Genomic DNA, 20776 nt, shown 5'->3' with positions numbered 1-20776 from the left:
TATTTAGTCAGTTCAAAGGTTCAAAAGAAATGGTCCAGACCGGTATCATGGACCAAGGTGATAAGTATACTAACTATGACATATCCCGAAAGACTTGAACCCAACTTTTAAAAAATGACACACTTAACTGAACATAACCGTGAATTGGCCACTATTTCTCTATTTTTCGTTTAATTTGACAAGCCGGTTCAGTTCTTTTACCTCCCAACCTCGACCCGCTAATACCCATCAAACAACAATGAAGAAAATGGCCAGATCAAACCTATATGTCGGAATAGCCCTTTCATTGGCGTGTTTTGTTTTTACGCTTATCTTTTTTCAAAACAGAGACATCAACCTCACTCCGTTAACTATATTCCTCACTCTTTTGGGATGTGTCTATTATGGCTTCTCAATAGTTATCGGCTGGCTCACGCTGAACCGTTTTTCGCCGAAGATGTTTGATAGAATCCCGATCGTCGGTTTCTTGCTATATGTGATTGTCAAGTTTTATGCGTCGGTGTTTGTTGGGTTCTTTTATACCCCCTTTTGGCTTTTCAAAAACGTTAAAATCACTTTCTCAAAGTCGGAAAGGAAGTTTAAAGGGTATTGACCATCGTGAGAAATAGTTAAGAGTGGTGAGGCTGCTTCGTGAGACACGAACCAGGCCGAGGGTAGGAAATCCCACATCAAAAGGTGAGCGTAGAAGCCCATGGGCTTCTACGCTCAACATCGAATTGGGGCGATGTGTCAGGAGCCAGTGGGCAAAGGGTATTTTGATGAAAGTCCAAATGGGTCGCAGTTTGAGCATTTCCCAAAGAAACAGGTGATAATTAGGCCCTATCTGGTAGCTTATTGCTAATTTAGCCACCATGTTCTCTGAGCCCAACCAATCCAACAGATGAAGAAAGTAGCACAATTTTTAATGGCCGTGGCTTTCTGCCTTACAACACACCTTTCTTTCTCACAGCAGGGATATATATCCACCGACAGCACATTGAATACAGTTGAGGTCATTGGAGGGTCAGCATACGAAAATGCGCAGTTTATCAAAGTGGCAACCAAATCCGGAATAGTTACCTATTCACCTCTTGAGCTAAGTGAGTACAGACTCAATGACGGGCGGGTTTTCCATTCATTCCCTACAACCGTGAGCGGCGAAGAGGTTCATCTCTTTTTTGAAAGAATATTCCATGGCCGATATATGGTTTATTCCCTGGCAATAAAGCATGAAGCGACTAGGTATTTTATCACACCGGCTGACACGGTGATCCTCCACCAGCTGCCAGACGGCAAACAGCTTGCATCCTTTTTGAAGCAATATGTTCAGGACTGTCCTGCGGCCCTTGAGAATACCCCATTTGTGAAATTGTCAAAAAACAGCCTGGTGAGGTTCTTTGGAGATTATGATTTGTGTTGGGACCGTTACTTCCCCCGTTTTCGATATGGCGTTAAGGGGGGGCTTGCTCTCACTACCCTGACTGCTCAAAAGGCTGGTAACCTATTTAGCACTGCTGATTTTCACACGGCTGCGGGATTATCTTTTGGCCTGGAGGTTCATGTGCCGATGGGAAGAACAAACATGTCGTTTGTTACCGAGCCAACCTTTTACCATTACAAGAGCTCCACGCTGCTTTCTGATTCCAGAACGTACGATCTGGTGACTAATCAATACAGGGTCAACGTTCCTGCGTTGTTCAGATACAATGCCTTCAATGTGAAAAACGTCCCTTTTATTGAGCTTGGGCCAACTTACTCACGATACCTTGGCGGAGAAAACTTATTGTTTAGCTACAACACAACTGACAATGACATCTTCATTGGCATTGAGGAGAGCTCGGCGATTGCGAAGGATCAGCTTGGCTTCACCCTGAATGTTGGCCTTATGGTAAAGTACGATTCGAAACAGACCATGACTTTCCAAATGGGAATCAACAACTTGTATTCGGTCGGCAAGCAAAGTGAGCTGCTGGGAGTCACTCAAATTTGTTTTTCGGCTGGATTATTATTCTGATATCATGAGAGAAAATATTGCTATACTGTTTCTATTGATGATTACCTTAGGGTGCGGAGAGCAGGCCCCTAGCCTACAGGAGTTCCCCATCATTCGAACCCTGCCACCAGATAATGACGCAACGGGAGCAACCTTTCATGCTGAGGCTTTGCAAAAAGGCGCTAATGAAACGACTTCCTTCGGCTTTGTTTGGGACACGTCAGAACCGACAGTTGAAAACTCCCATAAAATTGAGTTGGGCGAAAAGCTAAATACAGGCCTATTCGAGAAAAGCGTTAATTATGGGTTGGCCAAAGGAGTGACGTACAAAGTGAGGGCATTTACTACCTATGCGGACAAGACTGTTTACGGAAACTCAATATCCTTTACGAGTAAGGGCAGCGAAAAAGACCCCTGGGAATTACTACTTACCGAAGTTGATCTGGTAGGTTGGTCAAGTATGCATGGTAGCTCAACAAGCGAAAAAGGATACTTTCTTTTTCAAAGCTCTGATTTTCATGCCTTTGACCCTGCTGAAAACAAATTCTCAGAGGCCCCAAATTTCCCTGTACGTGGAAACACCGGAACCAGGTTTACCTCTGTGACCATTGATGATACTCAGTACTTTTTTAACAGCATTGATCAACATCTATATAAGTTTGCGAACAACAGCTGGACAATTCAGAGTCAGGCTCCCTTCTCACCCGGACGGTGGTCAGGCTATTATCATGGGCACGCTACAGACAACGAAATTTACATTTTGAGCTCCTACCTGTCGTATAAATATGACCTGAGAACTGGCCAGTGGAGCCAAAAATCCCGATTGCCGACTAACTACGGTTACTCCATTGGCGGAGCCTCCCTGGGCAGCAAAGCTTACCTTGTTACAACCGACAAGAATATCTGGGAATATGAGACCTCAACCAACAGCTGGGTCGTAAAGACACAATACCCTGGCAGTCTGAAAGAAACTATTATTGCGTTTTCACATAACAACAAACTTTATTTTGGTCTAAGCTCTAATAACTATCATGTACAGACTGATTGGATGGACAAAGACTTGTGGTCGTACACTCCAGACAGTGACACCTGGGAATTAGTGGCGTCATTTCCAGTAAGTTTGGAGCCTTCCGGTCTTTTTTACTTTTCTGTGGCCAACAAATTATATATTGGACAGGGCTTTCAGAGGTATGATCTTTGGGTTTGTCACCTCTCCGAAATTTGAACATGTAGTGTGCTGGTGTTTGTTGGGTTCTTTTATGCCCCCTTTTGGCTTTTCAAAAACGTTAAAATGAATAGGCATTAGTAGTGGGCTTGCTTTACATGTTCATCACTTTCTTGACTTGGGAAAGGAAATGGAATGAGACGCTGACGATAGTGAGGAACAGGTAAGGGTGGCTATGCTGGTTCGTGAGACACGAACCAGGGGGGTGGGCGCTAACCAAGGCGCTAGACCGGCATCAAAATGACAACATGATGCCGACATTTAAATACCACCTATTGTTGATTGCGTTTTCAGCGCTTTTTTGAAAATTGAGGCCCGTAGCTCCTGCGGGAACAAACGCTGCCTTTTTGAACCAGAACTGCTTCTCCTGCAATATCAGCCCGTCCGTGGTATTAAAGAAGAAGTAGCGTCCCACTTCGGCAAAAAAACGAAGGCGCTTTGTTTTCTCGCCTGAGATCCTGATCGATGGCATGGCACTCCAGGCCCGCTGCACCATGAAGGCATCTATTTTCTCACTGTTCAACTTCCGACCATTGACTTCAATGCCGTCAGTTGGGTAAGTGCCAAACCGATAACGCTGATCAACCTGGCCCAGTTGGATGGACGCATCAACATAAAAAGGCCGGGTGGCGATAGATGCGAATTGGCTCTCCCACCCTATTTTGGCCCAATTGGCCGTATATCTTCTTGCCCTGAACGAGCTGATGGAGGCAAATCCGACGATCAAATTTGGCGATAATTCGAACTCCATATTACCTGTAAGTGCCGATTCGTAAACATTAGTAGGCATGATTTGCTCCTGAAAGCCAAACGCATCCTGTTGGAAAGCCACACCAACCCCGTTCACCATTGTTGGAAGCAGGCCAACACCCAGCGTCATTCTCAATCTGCTGAGTACTGCCATGGTTCTTTCCGCTTTTGAATTCCGATTGGTGTCTGTACCGGAGGATTTTTCAAACGCTGCTGCTTCCATTTCAGTAGGCAATACGATGGTATAATTCCGCCAGAAATTGGGATCATAAGGGCCAGTTTCATGCAAAAAGATATCGCGGTATGCTATTCTCTCTTCGTAAGGAATGCTGGCTTTCAAAGGGGTTGCGTTAGTGGCCACAAAATAGTCGGTAAGGAAAATGTCCGGTTTACTTCCCCTTTCAAATGCTGTCCTGTATTCAACCCTGCTTAGTCTCCAGGCTGATGCTGTCTTTGCATATTCAGTGATGTATCGCCCATACAGTCGACGCCTTCCCTTAAGCGCCTCCTCCACGCCTGAAAAGACACCTGCCACCTCTTCGCTATTGTATTGTAGTTCTATTTTCACTATCGCAAGAGACGCTTCCTGAATATACAGCATGCCGGTACCGGCTACTTTTCTCCCAGGTGAAAATTCTACCTGATAAAGATCGTGCCCGTCATACATCAATGTATCAATGATTGAATAATCATACCCATCAAGGCGGCGGACATCCAGTGGGCCTCTTCTGCTGGCCACCAGGTCACCCCAGTGGGCAACCGACTGACCACCAAAGAACCTGACATCAAGAGAGTCCAGCGTCTGGGCCTCATACTTCCTTGCTTGTATTACTTTTACATGCCCACTTTTTGTTTCCCCGGCGTAGCTACCCTTTTCCGCTTCAATCACTGCTTCAATCAGGTAATAGGGAATCAGGTTCCCGGCATCCTGGTAGGCGCCGTTTCTCACGAACCCTGAAATCATTTCGGGTTGATTTGCATAGTTTTCTGCAATTCTTGCCACCGCCTTCTGCACCAGCTCCCTGGCGTAGTCGTGAGCAAGCACAACCACCTCCTGCAAAACCGCTTCTTCCGCTTGAAGTACTATCGAATTGTTTTGTGCGGCACTTAGTTTGGCTGATGTGGTTTTATACCCAATGCAAGAAACTCTTACTGTTAGCTCATTCGCCTTGTTTGGTGCATGCACCAACTTAAATCTCCCCTGCTCATTTGATACGGTTCCGCTGTTGGTACCATCAATCAAAATATGGGCGTAGGGGATGGGCTTGTGAGAAGCCTCGTCAATGATATTTCCGAAAAAAAGCTGTTGCGAAAAGCCAAGGGCGGGGAAAAAAAGGAAGGCAAAGAATATGATATGTGTAGTGGGGAAAAACCAAAGGTCGCCTTTTGTAAAGGGGCCTTTGAGTGAAAGTTTCGAACGGGGTATGCTACACATGTTTGGCAATCATATTTCCAATTAATGCCTCCAGCACAGGAAACGGTGTCCTACTTTCCATCTTCACTTGTTTTTTAACTCATGCCTCATTGGTCAAATCAAGTGTTCAACAGTTCTTTAGGCTCCCGAAATGACGGTCGGGCCCGGCAAATGTTGGGACACAGACAAAGGCCTAGTACACGGGTGTTTAACATACCTAAAAACCCAGACAATGGATTCAATAAAGAGTAATAGCCCAAAAGTGCAAAAAATGACCTATTTTAAGAACATGGTTAGGATTTCTTTTCTTTTGCCTTTTTTGCTCTTGGTCACAAGCCTTCTGGCTCAAAAACAAAGCTCTCCAAAAGAACGGGTAGAGCAATTGTACCAGGGCCTGGCAGAAGGTGGCCTTTCGGATAAGCAGGTGCACTGGACGTTTGGCTTCGCCGATGCCGATAGTGCTCATCTGGAGTTCATCGCTTCGGTTTTGCTGCCTCATTTCAAACAGCCTGTCAAAAGAGTAATGGTGGCGGGCGGCACGCTCCATCCCAACGAGACAGGCTTCGTAATCGATATTGTGGACTATGGCTATTACGAAAAGAACGAGCTGATCCGACTGGTGACTGGGCTTACCAAAGCCATCAGGAAAAGCTCCGCCAGGCTTGCATTTCAAGGCTTTGAAGTGATCGACCCTGCAAACACCCAAGCCGATTTTGAGCTGGTCAGCGGTCAGCCGGATTGGCTCGATATAGCTGGTGTGATCATTGACGCCAAAACCAATGAACCCATTCCGGGCGCCACTGTATCGTTTCCTGGCACCAATGAGCAATTGACCACGGACGTCAACGGACAATTTACTACACGGGTTAATCGCACCACCGCCGACTCTGTAGTAATGTCCGCACTTGGCTACCGGAGCACAGGCCGTCTTTTGGCAGGCTGGAATGGTACCGAAAGGATAGCCCTTAACGAACGCTACGCCAGGCTGAACAATGTGCTGGTGGAAGAAGCCTTCGTCGGAAAAAAGGTGGTGCTGGGGCAAAAACACCCGGGTTGGCTTGGCCCAGCGGCCTTTATTGGAGGCAAATTCGGCGAAGCTGCTAAGCAGATGGAGGTAAAGGGAGATTCCCTATTCCTGAACAAAATAGCCTTCCATGTTTCGAACTACTCAGGGAGGCCTTTTGAGTTTTTGCTCGACATCTACGATATGGGAGCGGATGGCGGGCCGGGCACCAGTCTGCTTCCCGGGAAGATTTCCGTGCTGGGTTCCATCACAAAAGGTTGGGTAGAAGTGAATATGAGCGAGCATAAGATCCTGGTGAACCAGACCTTCTTCGTTGCCCTGCAATGGACGGTGGAAGCATCTGATTTATACATGCCAGAAATCGAAAAACCAGCTCAGATCAGCGTAAAGGGAGACTACGCCTACTATCGCAAAAACCAGGAAGCGCAATGGGAAAAGAGTGACTTCTTCGCCTGGGTGATTGAGGCGGAGTGTACGGCTTTAGACAAGAAATAACCTCTGTTCATTCAGCTTTTGATTACTCGGCAAAACAGCTTCGCTCTATTGCGCTTTGAAAAACAGCCTCTTGCTCTTTTTTTTCTCTTCCTTTTTCTCAGGCTCCTCCGTCCTCTGCTCCGGCGTAGCCTGATAGGCAGTTTCCTTCAGCTCCTCCAAATGGAGCTTGTCGATGGCGTGCACTGCTCGGATATTGAGGCGCTGGAACAGGCCATAGCTTTCTACCACAGACTTGAATCTTTCATTCTTGTCGTACAACAGCAGGTAGTAAAACTGCATGAGCACCTCCTGCTCGGTGAGGTGGGGCTTGATGATGTTCACATAGAAAACAGGGTCGCTGCTTTTTTCATCTACCAGAAACAGCAGGGCTTTGTAGCTTTCCATGTAGTGGGAGAGCGTGTTTCTGTAGCTGTCGTATACCAGGCGGAAACTGGTTTCAAAAGACTGGGAATCCAGGTTTTGTGAGCTGCCCGTTGTTTTTCTTTTTCGCTTGGTGGTGGCCAGGGCCTTTTTTAAATCGACATACATTTTATCAAAGCCATTGCCTCCGTCCTGGGTTTCGATGCGCTTGGCGGCATTGAGGTGAAATTCGAGAAGCTGGAAAAACGTGTTCTCAAACTGCTGTGTTTGCAGTGTTTTAGATTGTTTGTCCATGATCTTGCGTGACTCCAGCAGCTCTTCCCGCTGTAGCTCCAGTTCCCGGCGCTGGTAAATCAGGGCCAGGTAAAAAAAGATGACGCCTGCCAGCGACCACATGGAGCCTACGGTGCCCCCTACAAACTCACCCAGCATGCTCAGCGTGGTAATATCACCTTCCACCACCATGTCAAGGTTTTTGACGTTGTTGAACACATAGTAAATGATGGCAAAACCCACCAAAACGGCCAGGGCTGCACTGGCACCCAGAAAGGTGACAAAAAATGAACGCTTGGTTGGATTAGGTTTGCTCATATAGCCGGATAGGTTTCAGTTGTCTAAGATAAGGAATAGCAGCGATGGAATGACTCAATTTTTGGAATGATATGGCGCCGGAACGTAAATGTCTGGGAGCCCGATACGGATTTTTCATTACCTTCAATCATATGAAAAACCTACAATCCTACGTGCTTCTGTTGTTAACAGGGACTTTCCTTTTTTCCTGCTCACAACCTTCGGCCAATAACCCGGAGCTAACCAGTGCCGACAGCCTGGCATTGAAGCAGGCCGCTATCAATGGCCAGCTGGTGAACGAGGGTCTCGAGCGCAGCCGGAAGTTTGTGACCGACTGGCTGGCATATGCAGACTCAAGCTCCGGCCTCATTCCCCGCAACCTCAACGAAAGCAAAGACATCTGGAATGCCTGGGATGCCGCTGCCGACAACTATCCCTTTATGGTTCTCACGGCGGCTTTAACAGACGATTCGCTTTTTCGTGGCAGAATGCTCGACATGCTACACACTGAAACCAGACTCACTTCCCGCATTGATCGGTTGCCCGATACTTACTCCTTTTCAACGAAGGGCTTTGAGAAACCCGAGCCGGATTTGAACAGCATCATGTTTGGCTCGTCGGAGTATATCAAAGATGGTCTACTGCCACTCACCGAATGGCTGGGAGCCAGCCCATGGTCAGACCGGATGATCGGTGTTCTTGACGATATGTGGAAATATGCACCCGTTGAAACGCCCCATGGCAAGATTGTGTCTACCAATGTGGAGGTGAACGGGGAGATGCTGCAAGTGCTATCCCGGTTATACTGGATGACAAGCGATCAAAGATATTTGGAATGGGCCATTCGCCTGGGCGACTACTACCTGCTTGGCAATGAACACCCGACCAGAAATTTTGAATCACTGCGGTTGCGTGACCATGGCTGTGAAATTGTATCCGGCCTGTGCGAATTGTACGCAACAATCGATGCTGCCGATCCGGCAAAAAAGAAAGTCTATGAGTCCCACATGCACGAAATGCTCGACAGAATACTTGAGGTGGGAAGAAATGAAGATGGCCTTTTTTACAATTCCGTCAATCCCCAAACAGGAGAGGTCTTGTCGGCGGGCACGGCTGATAACTTTGGGTACAATCTCAATGGTTTTTACACGGTTTATCAGGTAGACTCTACGGATGCCTACAAGGAAGCCACGCTGAAAGCACTTAATGCATTGAGTGGCAACTACAGAAACTTTGACTGGGAAACAGGCTCTGCCGATGGTTATGCCGACGCCATTGAAGGGGCGCTGAACCTTTACAACCGTGAGCCTGTAAGCAGTGTACCTAGCTGGCTTGACAGCGAAATTCAGGTAATGTGGTCGATGCAGGACTCCAGCCACAGGGTGAATACCGGGCAATGGCACTCATCCGGCATAATTGAGGGCTGGCATGGGGACGGTAATTTTGCCAGAACTGCCATTATGTACTGCCTGTGGAAGACACAAGGGATGACAGTGGCACCCTGGCGGACTGATGTGCAACCTGGGGTAGTAAGAATCGGAGAGGACTTGCTGATCAGTGTGACTGTCGACGCAGATTGGGAAGGCGTCCTTAAGTTTGACGTGGCCAGACACCAGGCCAATATGAATATGCCGTGGGATTGGCCCCGGATCAACCAGTTTCCGGAGTGGTTCACTGCTGAAGAAGGCATGCAGTACAAATGGATTAATTTGGAAGATTCAGGCGAAAAAGCATTTTCCGGCAAGCAGCTAAGCGATGGGGTCAACGTTTCGTTAAGAAAAGGAGTCAACCAGTTTAGGTTGCAGCTAACCAGTAATTAACCATTAACCCTGAAATCGTGGAGCGAGACCTAAAAGGTATTTCGAAGTATTATCTCAAAGCAATAAGTCGGAAGGTAAAGTATGGCAATGCGCACTATTTTTCTTCAAAAGAATATAACAAAACACCATCTCAGCGATTTTCTTAACAGGTATTGCTAATTTGCATGCCACAATGTCTTCAAGATAAAATGAAAGGTATAATTCTAGCTGGTGGATCTGGCACTCGTCTTCACCCACTCACAATTGCAGTCAGCAAGCAAATTTTGCCCGTGTATGATAAACCAATGATCTACTACCCATTAAGCACTTTGATGCTTTCCGGGATCAGAGAAATACTCATCATATCCACTCCTCACGATCTTCCTTTATTTAAAAGCCTTCTGGGAGATGGCAAGAGCCTGGGGTGCGAGTTTTCGTATGCTGTTCAGGAAAAACCGGAGGGCCTGGCCCAGGCCTTTATTATCGGGGAGTCATTTATCGGTAACGATAAGGTGGCACTTGTGCTCGGGGATAATATTTTTTACGGATCGGGAATGGCCAAGCTGCTGCAAAGCAAAAGTGACCCTGACGGCGGTGTCATTTTCGCCTACCACGTAACAGACCCGGAACGTTATGGCGTCGTCGAATTTGATGAAAATCTCACGGCTATGTCGATTGAAGAAAAGCCTGCGAAACCTAAGTCGAATTTTGCTGTGCCGGGTCTTTATTTCTACGACAATAGCGTGGTAAAAATAGCCAAAGATCTGAAACCCAGCCCCAGGGGGGAGCTTGAGATCACTGATGTAAACAAAGTGTACCTGGCGCAGGGGAAATTATCCGTCGGCATTCTCGATAGGGGTACCGCCTGGCTGGATACTGGTACCATCGTTTCACTGATGCAAGCCGGTCAGTTTGTTCAGGTGATCGAAGAAAGACAGGGGCTAAAAATTGGCTGTATCGAAGAGGTTGCCTACAAAATGAAATTTATTGGGAAAGAGCAGTTGGCAAAACTCGCCAATCCTTTGGTGAAGAGCGGCTATGGTGGCTACCTATTAAACCTTATTAAATGATTATCGAAGAAACCAGGTTTCCAGGGTTGTTTGTTATTCAGCCCAAAGTATTTGAGGATGAAAGAGGCTACTTTTTCGAGAGCTTCAGTGCAGTCAATTTCGAAAAAGCAACTGGCATCAAAGCCGATTTTGTACAACACAATCAGTCAAAATCGTCGAAAGGAGTTCTGCGAGGACTTCACTTCCAGAGAGAACCTTATACACAGGCTAAATTGGTTCGGGTACTCTCGGGAACTATACTAGATGTAGTAGTCGATTTGAGAGAGGGTTCTCCGACTTACCAGCAACACTTTAGTATCGAGATGAGTGCCGAGGACAAAAAACAGCTGTTTGTGCCCCGGGGATTTGCCCACGGGTTCGTCATCCTTTCCGAAACCGCTGAGTTTTTCTATTGCGTCGACCGACCATATGCACCAAACTTCGACGATGGCATACGATTCGACGATAATTCCCTAAACATCGATTGGAAGCTAGATAAATTGTCGCTGATTCTTTCGGAGAAAGACAAAGCCCTCGGATCGCTAGCAGATGCCGCAGGTAAGTTCAAATTTTAATTCAGCTAAAATGGCAAAGAAAAAGAAAGTATTGATCACTGGTGGAGCAGGATTCCTTGGTTCTCACTTATGCGACAGGTTTCTAAAGGAAGGCTACGATGTAATTGCAATGGACAATCTCATCACCGGCTCTCTCGACAACATAGAACATCTTTTTAAACGAGAAGACTTTGTATTCTATCATCACGATGTCTCAAAATTTGTGCACGTACCAGGCGATTTGGACTACATTCTTCACTTTGCTTCGCCCGCAAGCCCAATTGACTACCTTAAGATGCCTATCCAAACCCTTAAGGTAGGCTCACTTGGCACGCACAACTTGCTTGGCCTTGCCAAGGCAAAAAATGCCAGAATCCTGATAGCCTCCACCTCAGAAGTTTATGGCGACCCATTGGTGCACCCACAAACTGAAGACTACTGGGGCAATGTTAATCCCGTAGGACCAAGAGGAGTTTACGATGAAGCCAAACGTTTCCAGGAAGCTATTACCATGGCCTACCATACTTTCCACGGACTGGAAACACGCATCATAAGGATATTTAACACTTATGGGCCCCGTATGAGGCTGGACGATGGCAGAGTGCTACCAGCTTTCATTTCACAGGCTTTAAGGGGTGAAGACCTCACCTGTTTTGGCGATGGTTCTCAAACCCGATCTTTCTGCTATGTCGACGATTTGGTTGAGGGCATTTACAGGTTGCTTTTGAGCGACTACCCGCACCCCGTGAATATCGGCAACCCCGACGAAATTACTATCAAGCAATTTGGGGAGGAGATTATCAAGCTGACCAATGCTAATCAAAAGCTTATTTTCAAGCCTTTGCCAACGGACGATCCAAAGCAACGGAAGCCCGACACCACAAAAGCCAGAGAAATTCTCGGGTGGGAACCCAAATTCTCCCGGGCCGAAGGATTGAAACCAACATTAGAATACTTTAAGAACAAAGTGCTGAAATAGGCACTTTGTTCTTCATCCAGGCTCCTTTTCCCAGGATCAGGAACCGGGCTTTATCCAGTTAGATATCGTATACCTCAAGGCGGCCACGCTGTCAATTGGATTAAACTCCTTTTCCGAGATAAAGAAGAGTTCATGCTCCTTGTTGTTGCTGGCCCTGAGGTATATTCTGTAGTTATGCTGCTTCTGATTGTTGGAAAAAGCGGATACGTCCCCTTCAGAAACGTCATAGTTTACTTCAATCGCCGTAATTTCTCTGAACGGATAAATATTCTTCCCCCCAAAAATGGAGCCTTTTAGTTCGAAGGTTCCCTTTTTAAAGTCAAATACAAACCTCTTTCTCTGGATGTATTTGATCAGTGGAACCAAAAGAACTCCAAAACCAAAAAGGAAGAATATTGAAGAAAAAAGGCCGCCTATCAGCAGGAAAATGCCGAGAAAGATAAGCGCCAGGTTGGCAAATTTGGAAAAGCTGGCTTTGCTTCTGAATATCTGGACGGAGTTTAAATCTTCATAGATGTATCCGTGCCTGGCAACAAGCTTTTGAAGATCGAAGGGTAAACTAGTATTAGCCATAGAATGATTAAAAAATTGACTTTCACGCACTGAACTTTGTTAAAGATACAGTTTTTCGCCCTATTTTCTTCTAAGCTTGTTCAGCTGACTTTCTTTTGGTCCAATAGCGCATTAGCCCTGCCACACTCATCCAGGCAGGGTTGGCCGCTTCATATTGCTCGATTTGCCTGTCAGTCAGGCCCTGAGCTCTCAAGCCATCTGCCACAAACGCCTGGAACATCGGTGTCATGGACTCTGCGTCTGTTCCCTTTTCCATCTGGTGCTTGATCCAAAACGCCCACTCATCCAGTACTGATTCCAGGTCATCGAGATGTTTGTCAACATCTTTCACTACTCCAAAATGGGTAAGGTAGAGCTGTGAAACCCCGGCGGCCTTTATTCGCTCAATGGAGCCTTTCCAGTTTTCAACGTTGATGTCGGGAGGCGGGCAAGGAGGCATCACCGGCCCATTTTCTATTTTTACGCCTGCCACATCGCCGGAAAAGAGGGTGTCATTTATTTGCCAGGCAATATGGTGAACAGCATGCCCGGGCGTATGCAACGCTTTGATCGCAACTCCACCTATTTCGATGGTTTGTTCGTCGTTTACCGCCACCAGCTGGCTTTCGTCAATGCTGTGCATTTGCCCCCACAGGTAATCCATTTTATCCTGATAGATGCGCCTTGCCGACTCCATCAGCTTCGAAGGGTCAGCCAAATGCTTTACTCCGAATGGATGAACATAGACGCTCGCACCCTTTTGGGCAAAATACCAGGCAGCTCCTGCATGATCAAGGTGAATGTGAGTCAGAAAAACGTGTTTGACATCCTCCGGGTGAACTCCGTTTTCCGTTAATCCTTTCTCCAATGACTGAATAGAAGAATGGGGGCCTGTTTCGATCAAGACCGGGCCTTCACTTGTTTTGATTAAGAATGAGGAAATAGTTTTCTCAAGCCCAAGAAAGTGAAGGTCTAATATTTTAACGTCAAGCATAACAGCACCGGGGTTCCATGAAATTAATAACTTCGCCACTAAAATAACGATTGGAAAATGGAAAATCAGCAACCTGAGTACTTTCAGGACTTTATGCCCGAGAATGTTTGCTTTGGATGTGGTATACACAATCCCAATGGTTTGCAAATAAAAAGCTATTGGGAGGGTGAAGAGGCTGTATGCAAATGGGTTTCGCAGGAAAAGTACCACGGCTGGCCCAACCTGTTGAATGGCGGCATTTTAGCTACCCTTATCGATTGTCACTGCATGGGCTCTGCCATGGCGCATGCCTACAAATTGGAGGGAAGGCGGCTGGATTCTATGCCTGAATACAGATATGCCACCGGCACTTTGAATGTCCGCTACCTGAAGCCAACTCCCAACGATCAAACGATAGAACTGAGGGCCCGGATAAGCGAAGTAAAGAATAGAAAAACTGTTTTCTACTGTGAGGTGTTTGTCAATGGGCTAAAAACAGCGGAGGCCGATGTTATTGCCATACGGGTGTATGACAGCAGTCAGCCTCCTACTGAAAATGCTTTCAAATAGCTAGATAAGCTCTGAAATAGAAGATGCGTCTTTTGCTTCCAGATCGCTTGAGCCCATCAAATGAATATCAATAGCCCTGGCGGCCTCACGGCCCTCTGAGATCGCCCAAACAACCAGGGACTGGCCTCTGCGCAAGTCGCCGGCCGCAAAAACATTCTCTAAAGATGTTTTGTAATCGGTAGCTGCCACATTTCCCCTTTCATCAAGGGTCACTTTCAGCTGATCAACCAACCCTTCCTTCTCCGGGCCCACAAAGCCTACCGCCAGCAAAGCCAGTTCGCAGGGGATTATTCTTTCAGTGCCGTCAACCTCAGCAAAGCCAGCCCTTTCGCCTGGTTTCGCTGCCTTCCATTCGATATTCACACACTTCACACCTGCCAGGTTGCCGTCCTTATCACCCACAAATTCCTTGGTTAGCACAGCCCAGTCTCTCTCACAGCCTTCTTCGTGTGAAGACGAAGTCCGTAATGTCATTGGCCACTCAGGCCAGGGGTTATCGATGGCTCTCGACTTTGGCGGCTGGGGAAGCAACTCAAGCTGAGTAACAGACTTGGCCCTATGCCTGTTGGATGTTCCCACGCAGTCAGAACCGGTATCACCACCCCCAATCACCATCACATTTTTGTCTGTAGCCAAAATCCTCTTCTCCTCAATCTTTTCATCAGACACTTCTTTGTTTTGCTGTGTCAGGAATTCCATGGCAAAATAAACTCCCTTCAAGTCCCGTCCGGGAATTGGGATATCTCTGGGAATGGTAGAGCCACCTGCCAGCAAGATACTGTCATACTTCGACTGTAGTTCCTTAGCTGTGATATCAACACCTACGTTCACTCCACATTTAAATTCAATTCCCTCTGCCTTCAACACCTCAACACGGCGCTCCACAACCCACTTTTCGAGCTTAAAGTCGGGGATGCCATAACGCAAAAGTCCACCGGGCTGAGCCGCTCTTTCGTACACGGTTACTGTATGACCAGCCTTGTTAAGCTGCGCCGCTGCCGCCAGGCCAGCTGGCCCCGAACCAACCACAGCAATGGTTTTACCGGTTCTTGTTTTAGGTGGGTTCGGCTTTATCAGACCCAGTTCGAATGCCTTTTCCGCTATCGACTTCTCGATGTACTCAATAGCTACCGCAGGCTTGTTTATTCCCAACACGCACGATCCTTCACAGGGTGCAGGGCATATCCGTCCTGTGAATTCAGGGAAGTTATTGGTACTGCCAAGTATCTCGGCGGCCAGCTCCCAATCCTGCTGGTAGACGGCGTCGTTGAATTCTGGAATATTATTTCCCAATGGGCATCCAGTGTGACAAAACGGAACGCCGCAACTCATGCACCTGGCAGCTTGTTCCTCTGTTTTCTCGTCAGCAAACTCGTCGTATATTTCTTTGTACTCGTTGATGCGCTGCTTGGGAGGCTTTGCAGTTGGCAGCTCCCTATTATATTCTAAAAAACCTGTTACTTTTCCCATGATCTTATACTGCTTGACGGATTCTACGCTTATTGGCATTGGCCAAAACTTCCTTGTACTCTTTTGGCATCACTTTGATAAACTTACCAATATGCCTGTCCCACTCTGACAAAATCATTTCAGCCTTTTTGCTTCCCGTAAACTTCACATGATTCGTCACAAGTGTTTTAATTGTGGAAACGTCCTGATGATCTATTGAATCGAATAGCACCATTTCCATATTGCACAACTGCTCAAACTCTTCTCCCGGAGAATAAACATAAGCAATACCTCCACTCATTCCGGCAGCAAAGTTCTTTCCGGTAGGGCCGAGTATTACAACTCTACCTCCAGTCATGTACTCACAGCCATGATCACCCACACCTTCCACAACAGCGTTAGCACCAGAATTTCTGACGGCAAACCGTTCGCCAGCCATACCATTGATATAGGCCTCTCCCGTAATTGCGCCGTAAAGGGCCACGTTTCCTATTATGATCTGCTGGTCGTGCACAAACTTCGTACGCCTGTCGGGGAAGACTATCAGCTGGCTACCAGAAAGGCCCTTACCAAAGTAGTCGTTGGCCTCTCCTTCAAGCACAAACTTAAGCCCAGGAGCGCCAAAAGCGCCAAAGCTCTGGCCAGCTGACCCCCTGAAGTTTATCCTTATTGTTCCTTCCGGAAGCCCCTCTTCGTTGTATTTCTTCGAAATTTCATTCGAAATAAGCGCTCCTACTGACCTGTTGATATTCACTATCTTCAACTTGCCTGAAGAGAACTGACCGGTGTCCAGTGAAGGCTGTGCAATTTTTAAAAGCTTCCAATCCAGTGCCTCGTTCAGCTTATGCTTTTGCGCAATTGAGTTGTAAGCGGTCTCTCCCTGAGCGGGCTCGGCATATTTCAATACAGGGCTCAAATCAATTGTAGCAGCCTTCCAACCAGGTAGCTTGTCTTTCACCTGAAGCATATCAGCACGGCCGACCATCTCGTTGATTGTCCTGAAGCCCAGCGAAGCCATTATCTCTCTTAGCTCCTCCGCCATATATGTAAACAAGGCAATCACTTCCTCGGGGTTACCGGTGAAGAGCGCCCTCAAATCTGGGTTCTGGGTCGCTACACCAACAGGGCACGTGTTCAGATGACACTTTCTCATCATAATACAGCCCATGGTAATCAAAGCGGCCGTAGAAACGCCCCACTCCTCAGCACCCAGCATTGTAGCTATGGCAATGTCTCTTCCCGTCCTTAACTGGCCGTCGGTTTGCAGTACCACTCGGGAACGTAGCCTGTTTTTCACGAGCGTTTGATGTGCTTCTGCCAAACCAAGTTCCCATGGCAAGCCGGCATGCCTGATCGAGCTTATTGGAGAAGCTCCGGTACCGCCGTCATAACCAGATATAAGAATGGCGTCAGAAAATGCCTTTGCCACGCCAGCTGCAACAGTTCCAACACCTGCCTCCGAAACAAGCTTAACGTTGATCCTGGCTTCCCGGTTGGCATTTTTAAGGTCGTGGATAAGCTGCGCCAAATCTTCAATCGAGTATATATCGTGGTGCGGAGGCGGTGAGATAAGACCAACACCCGGCGTAGAGTTTCTAACACGTCCTATCCAATCATCCACTTTGTGACCCGGTAGCTGCCCACCCTCACCTGGCTTTGCACCCTGAGCTACTTTGATTTGAAGCTCGTCAGCATTGCTGAGGTAGTAAGACGACACACCAAACCTGCCAGACGCTACCTGTTTGATAGCCGATCTCATGTAGTCCCCATTTGGCTTGCGCTCGTAGCGGATTGGGTCTTCACCACCTTCCCCACTATTACTTTTTCCACCAATCCGGTTCATGGCAATGGCTAATGTCGTATGGGCTTCAAAAGAGATAGAACCAAATGACATAGCTCCGGTAGCAAACCTTTTGAAGATTTCCTCCTTTGGCTCCACCTCTTCGATAGGAATAGCCTTGCCAGCCTTAAATTCTAGTAAGCTCCTGAGCGTAATGGCCTTCTCTTCTTGTTTATTGATCTTCTCAGCGTACTTTTTATATAAGTCGTACGACTTAAGCTTAGTAGATTTTTGAAGCAAGTGGATTGTGTCGGGGTTAAATAAGTGAACCTCTCCCCGGCGCTTCCACTGGTAGATTCCTCCCTCTGGAAGTCGCTTTGTTTGGTTCGACTCCGTGAATGCCAGCTTGTGCTTGGCCAGCGTTTCCCGTGCGATGCCATCGAAACCTAGGCCCTCAATTCTGGAAATAGTGCCGTAGAAGCATTTGTTTACCACAGCACTGGAAAGCCCAAGTATTTCGAAGATTTGAGCTCCCTGGTAAGACTGAAGAGTAGAAATGCCCATTTTCGACATTACCTTCAAAATTCCATCGCCTATGGCTTTGATGAACTTGGCGTTTGCCTCCTGAAAGCTCAAGGGTTTATCAAGCTTTTCACTTTTCACCAACTCGGCAATAGTATCAAGCGCCATGTAAGGATAGATAGCACTGGCACCAAAGCCAACAAGAGTCGCAAAATGATGCACTTCCAGGGCGTCGCCGCATTCCACGATCAGACTTGCCTTGGTGCGTATTTTGTTCTTTACAAGGTGATTCTGAACTGCTCCCAGCGCCAGCAATGATGGTATGGCGGCTCTGTTCTTACTTAGGTTTCTATCACTCAGCACAAGGATGTTGGAGCCTTCAGCAATGGCCTTTTCGGCCTCTTTGCAAATTTCGTTGACCCCTTCTTCAAGTCTGCCTGCCTTGCCGTCTGCGTTGAACAAGATATTTATAATCTTGTAGTTATAATGCTTGTGATCCCACTGAAGCAGCTTTTCAAAGTTTGACTTGTCCAGAACGGGCTGCGATATATGTATCTGCCTGCAATGCTCAGGCGTTTCAGCCAAAATATTCTTTGAGGTACCCACCCTGGTGAACAATGACATCACAAGCCGCTCCCTGATGGGATCGATAGGTGGGTTACTTACCTGAGCAAACAACTGCTTAAAGTAGAATGAAAGGTGTTGAGGCTGGTTAGACAAGACGGCAACAGGGGTGTCGGTCCCCATAGAGCCGAGTGGCTCTTTTCCATCTTCGACCATCGGCTTAAGGATGGTTCTCACGTCTTCGTTGGAGTACCCAAACGCCAACTGCCTCGTTTTCAATTGGTCGTCCTCAAACGACGGGTGCAAATCCTTGGGCTCGGGCAGCAGTCTAAGCTTTGTTCTATTGCCTTTAATCCACTCGGAATAGGGCTGCTTGTCAAAAATCTGCTGTTTGATCTCTTCGTCAAACAACACCTTTTTTTGCACCAGGTCAACCATTACCATTTTTCCCGGCTGCAACCTTCCGTTGGAAATAATTTTGGAAGGGTCGACGGGGTAAACTCCAACCTCCGAAGCCAAAATGATCAGGCCATCGCTGGTTACTGTATAGCGAGCTGGCCTTAGGCCGTTTCTATCAAGCGTAGCACCTATTCTCAAACCATCAGTAAAGCATACTGCTGCGGGGCCATCCCAGGGCTCCATCATCGACGCATGAAACTTATAGAATGCCTTTCTGTCCTCATCCATCAGAGGATTGTTTTGCCAGGCTTCAGGAATAAGCATCATCATTGCATGCTGTATGCTCCTGCCAGAGAGCACCAAAAGCTCCACCATGGCGTCCAGATTGGCAGAATCTGAATCGGCTGAATCACAAATGGGTAGCAGCCACCGCATCTCCTCTTTGGTAAACAACGAAGACTCCATCAGCGCCTGCTTCGACTTCATTTTGTTCACATTCCCTCTTATGGTATTTATTTCACCATTGTGCGCAAGAAAACGAAAGGGCTGTGCCAGCTTCCATTTGGGGAAAGTATTGGTAGAAAACCGGGAGTGAATCATGGCAAAGGCTGACGTCAGCCTTTTGTCTCTCAGGTCTGTATAGTAAAACCGTAATTGATCCGTACGCAGCTGCCCTTTGTAAACCACTTTGAAAGCAGAGCACGAGGCTATATAGAAATCGGGATGTGATTTGGCAATGAAGTGAGTGGCCTGGTTTTTAAAAACGTATAGTTTTCTTTCTAATACCATTGAGTCTTCCAAGGGCTCCTTTGGCACCAGAAAGTAGTGATACATGTCAGGCTCTGTTTGCCGGGCCGACAAACCTATTCTGCTATTGTCGGTGGGTATTTTTCTGCGGAAAACAATATTAAACTCCCTTTCGGCGGCGATTTGCTTTAGTTGACTAACAGTATCTTCTCTTCCCCTTTGGTCTTTTGGAAGAAAGAGTGTAACCACGCCATATTTACCCGGGGCCGGAAGTTTGACTCCTGAAGCCAGCGCCTCTGCTTCAAAAAACTCATAGGGCACCTGAAACTGAATACCAGCCCCATCTCCGGTTTCTGGCTCAGCGCCGGTAGCGCCTCTGTGCTCCATGTTTTCAAGCATGGATATAGCACCAGTAATTATCTCATTCGATTTATGGCCATTGTAATTGGCAAGAAAGCCCATACCACAATTGTCGTGTTCGAGCTCCGGGCAGTACAAGCCCTCACGTTGTTTTTTTATTTCTTCCATACTTAGGATGTCTAAAAACGTTCAAGATGCATTTAGCAAAAAGCAAATGGCGATGCCTTTTTGGAAAAAGGCCAATTATCATCTTGGGGTTAATGCGAAGCCGTTTTTATGAATTTGTCAAAATGAGAGGCGAAGCAACCAATTTTGTTGTGAAATTCACAATTTAATTATCACGGTAATATGAAAATACGGAATTTCTTGAATGATTCGCAACAAATACGAAAAATTATTAAAAATCAGCAAGCTTCACGTTGCGATGAAAAGATGCATTTAAAGCGCTTTTCCTTTTTTTTGAAAAATCGTTAAGAATGAAGCTCTTTTTATGAAAATACTTACAGTGGGTAGAATTTTAGTCGCAAAAATTCATAATTGTGTAAATTTTCATTTTAAAGGGCAAAAAAAAGACCTAAAACTTTCTCATTTGCATTTTTTTAGAAAACTTTGGGTCATATTTGAAGCAGAAAAAGAATTCTTCATGATTTTTGTGTAAGGATTTGCCAT

The 20776-nt window shown here is 46.7% G+C and carries 15 protein-coding genes; 9 read left to right on the top strand and 6 right to left on the bottom strand.

Annotation, left to right across the window (positions count from 1 at the left end; all coding sequences use genetic code 11):
• Positions 1-247: 247 nt before the first annotated feature.
• The 3 genes from RIG68_RS00810 (at position 248) to RIG68_RS00800 (ending at position 3197) form a co-directional block, all read left to right on the top strand.
• Positions 248-592 (top strand): hypothetical protein, encoded by a 345-nt coding sequence (locus tag RIG68_RS00810; RefSeq protein WP_350117784.1) that lies wholly within the window; start codon positions 248-250, stop codon positions 590-592.
• 288 nt (positions 593-880) lie between these two features.
• A complete protein-coding gene (locus RIG68_RS00805; RefSeq protein WP_350117782.1) occupies positions 881-1993 on the top strand; it encodes a porin family protein in 1113 nt (370 codons plus the stop codon).
• 4 nt (positions 1994-1997) lie between these two features.
• On the top strand, positions 1998-3197 hold the full coding sequence (locus RIG68_RS00800; RefSeq protein ID WP_350117780.1) for a Kelch repeat-containing protein: 1200 nt from the start codon (positions 1998-2000) through the stop codon (positions 3195-3197).
• 235 nt (positions 3198-3432) lie between these two features.
• Here RIG68_RS00800 and RIG68_RS00795 read toward each other — a convergent pair whose 3' ends face one another.
• Positions 3433-5382 carry a carboxypeptidase-like regulatory domain-containing protein gene (locus tag RIG68_RS00795; RefSeq protein WP_350117778.1) on the bottom strand — a complete coding sequence of 650 codons (1950 nt, stop codon included), beginning with the start codon at positions 5380-5382 and terminating at the stop codon, positions 3433-3435.
• Between the two features lie 211 nt (positions 5383-5593).
• On the opposite strand from RIG68_RS00795, the gene RIG68_RS00790 reads away from it, so the two are divergent.
• Positions 5594-6880 (top strand): carboxypeptidase-like regulatory domain-containing protein, encoded by a 1287-nt coding sequence (locus RIG68_RS00790; RefSeq protein WP_350117777.1) that lies wholly within the window; start codon positions 5594-5596, stop codon positions 6878-6880.
• Between the two features lie 45 nt (positions 6881-6925).
• Here RIG68_RS00790 and RIG68_RS00785 read toward each other — a convergent pair whose 3' ends face one another.
• Positions 6926-7831 (bottom strand): putative phage abortive infection protein, encoded by a 906-nt coding sequence (locus RIG68_RS00785; protein WP_350117776.1) that lies wholly within the window; start codon positions 7829-7831, stop codon positions 6926-6928.
• A gap of 131 nt (positions 7832-7962) precedes the next feature.
• On the opposite strand from RIG68_RS00785, the gene RIG68_RS00780 reads away from it, so the two are divergent.
• The 4 genes from RIG68_RS00780 (at position 7963) to RIG68_RS00765 (ending at position 12191) form a co-directional block, all read left to right on the top strand.
• On the top strand, positions 7963-9630 hold the full coding sequence (locus RIG68_RS00780; RefSeq protein ID WP_350117774.1) for a hypothetical protein: 1668 nt from the start codon (positions 7963-7965) through the stop codon (positions 9628-9630).
• A 188-nt stretch (positions 9631-9818) separates the two neighbouring features.
• On the top strand, positions 9819-10679 hold the full coding sequence (rfbA, locus tag RIG68_RS00775) for a glucose-1-phosphate thymidylyltransferase RfbA (RefSeq protein ID WP_350117772.1): 861 nt from the start codon (positions 9819-9821) through the stop codon (positions 10677-10679).
• Positions 10676-11233 (top strand): dTDP-4-dehydrorhamnose 3,5-epimerase, encoded by a 558-nt coding sequence (gene rfbC / locus RIG68_RS00770; RefSeq protein WP_152001215.1) that lies wholly within the window; start codon positions 10676-10678, stop codon positions 11231-11233. Before rfbA ends, rfbC begins: the two co-directional genes overlap by 4 nt.
• Positions 11234-11243: 10 nt before the next feature.
• Positions 11244-12191, top strand: a complete 948-nt coding sequence (locus RIG68_RS00765) for a UDP-glucuronic acid decarboxylase family protein (protein WP_350117770.1) — start codon at positions 11244-11246, stop codon at positions 12189-12191.
• Between the two features lie 36 nt (positions 12192-12227).
• On the opposite strand, the gene RIG68_RS00760 is transcribed toward RIG68_RS00765, so the two are convergent.
• Positions 12228-12764, bottom strand: a complete 537-nt coding sequence (locus RIG68_RS00760) for a hypothetical protein (RefSeq protein WP_350117768.1) — start codon at positions 12762-12764, stop codon at positions 12228-12230.
• 70 nt (positions 12765-12834) lie between these two features.
• Positions 12835-13776: an MBL fold metallo-hydrolase gene (locus RIG68_RS00755; protein ID WP_350117766.1), complete on the bottom strand. Its 942-nt coding sequence runs from the start codon at positions 13774-13776 to the stop codon at positions 12835-12837.
• Between the two features lie 18 nt (positions 13777-13794).
• Between RIG68_RS00755 and RIG68_RS00750 the strand changes: the two genes are divergently transcribed.
• Positions 13795-14286, top strand: coding sequence for a PaaI family thioesterase (locus tag RIG68_RS00750; protein ID WP_350072868.1), 492 nt, complete (start codon positions 13795-13797; stop codon positions 14284-14286).
• Here RIG68_RS00750 and RIG68_RS00745 read toward each other — a convergent pair whose 3' ends face one another.
• Together RIG68_RS00745 and gltB are read right to left on the bottom strand one after the other, a co-directional pair.
• Positions 14287-15756 (bottom strand): glutamate synthase subunit beta, encoded by a 1470-nt coding sequence (locus RIG68_RS00745; RefSeq protein WP_350117764.1) that lies wholly within the window; start codon positions 15754-15756, stop codon positions 14287-14289. It lies immediately after the preceding gene.
• A 4-nt stretch (positions 15757-15760) separates the two neighbouring features.
• Positions 15761-20275 carry a glutamate synthase large subunit gene (gene gltB / locus RIG68_RS00740; RefSeq protein ID WP_350117763.1) on the bottom strand — a complete coding sequence of 1505 codons (4515 nt, stop codon included), beginning with the start codon at positions 20273-20275 and terminating at the stop codon, positions 15761-15763.
• Positions 20276-20776 lie beyond the last annotated feature (501 nt).

It is taken from the genome of Imperialibacter sp. (genome assembly GCF_040222385.1).
Lineage (GTDB): Bacteria > Bacteroidota > Bacteroidia > Cytophagales > Cyclobacteriaceae > Imperialibacter.
This window is presented reverse-complemented; position numbering and strand designations above follow the sequence as displayed.

Coding starts and splice junctions, on each gene's coding strand:
- RIG68_RS00790 (WP_350117777.1), top strand. CDS start 5,594: ATGGATTCAATAAAGAGTAATAGCCCAAAAGTGCAAAAAATGACCTAT.
- RIG68_RS00805 (WP_350117782.1), top strand. CDS start 881: ATGAAGAAAGTAGCACAATTTTTAATGGCCGTGGCTTTCTGCCTTACA.
- RIG68_RS00780 (WP_350117774.1), top strand. CDS start 7,963: ATGAAAAACCTACAATCCTACGTGCTTCTGTTGTTAACAGGGACTTTC.
- RIG68_RS00785 (WP_350117776.1), bottom strand. CDS start 7,831: ATGAGCAAACCTAATCCAACCAAGCGTTCATTTTTTGTCACCTTTCTG.
- RIG68_RS00760 (WP_350117768.1), bottom strand. CDS start 12,764: ATGGCTAATACTAGTTTACCCTTCGATCTTCAAAAGCTTGTTGCCAGG.
- rfbA (WP_350117772.1), top strand. CDS start 9,819: ATGAAAGGTATAATTCTAGCTGGTGGATCTGGCACTCGTCTTCACCCA.
- RIG68_RS00745 (WP_350117764.1), bottom strand. CDS start 15,756: ATGGGAAAAGTAACAGGTTTTTTAGAATATAATAGGGAGCTGCCAACT.
- RIG68_RS00750 (WP_350072868.1), top strand. CDS start 13,795: ATGGAAAATCAGCAACCTGAGTACTTTCAGGACTTTATGCCCGAGAAT.
- RIG68_RS00810 (WP_350117784.1), top strand. CDS start 248: ATGGCCAGATCAAACCTATATGTCGGAATAGCCCTTTCATTGGCGTGT.
- gltB (WP_350117763.1), bottom strand. CDS start 20,275: ATGGAAGAAATAAAAAAACAACGTGAGGGCTTGTACTGCCCGGAGCTC.
- RIG68_RS00800 (WP_350117780.1), top strand. CDS start 1,998: ATGAGAGAAAATATTGCTATACTGTTTCTATTGATGATTACCTTAGGG.
- RIG68_RS00795 (WP_350117778.1), bottom strand. CDS start 5,382: ATGTGTAGCATACCCCGTTCGAAACTTTCACTCAAAGGCCCCTTTACA.
- RIG68_RS00765 (WP_350117770.1), top strand. CDS start 11,244: ATGGCAAAGAAAAAGAAAGTATTGATCACTGGTGGAGCAGGATTCCTT.
- rfbC (WP_152001215.1), top strand. CDS start 10,676: ATGATTATCGAAGAAACCAGGTTTCCAGGGTTGTTTGTTATTCAGCCC.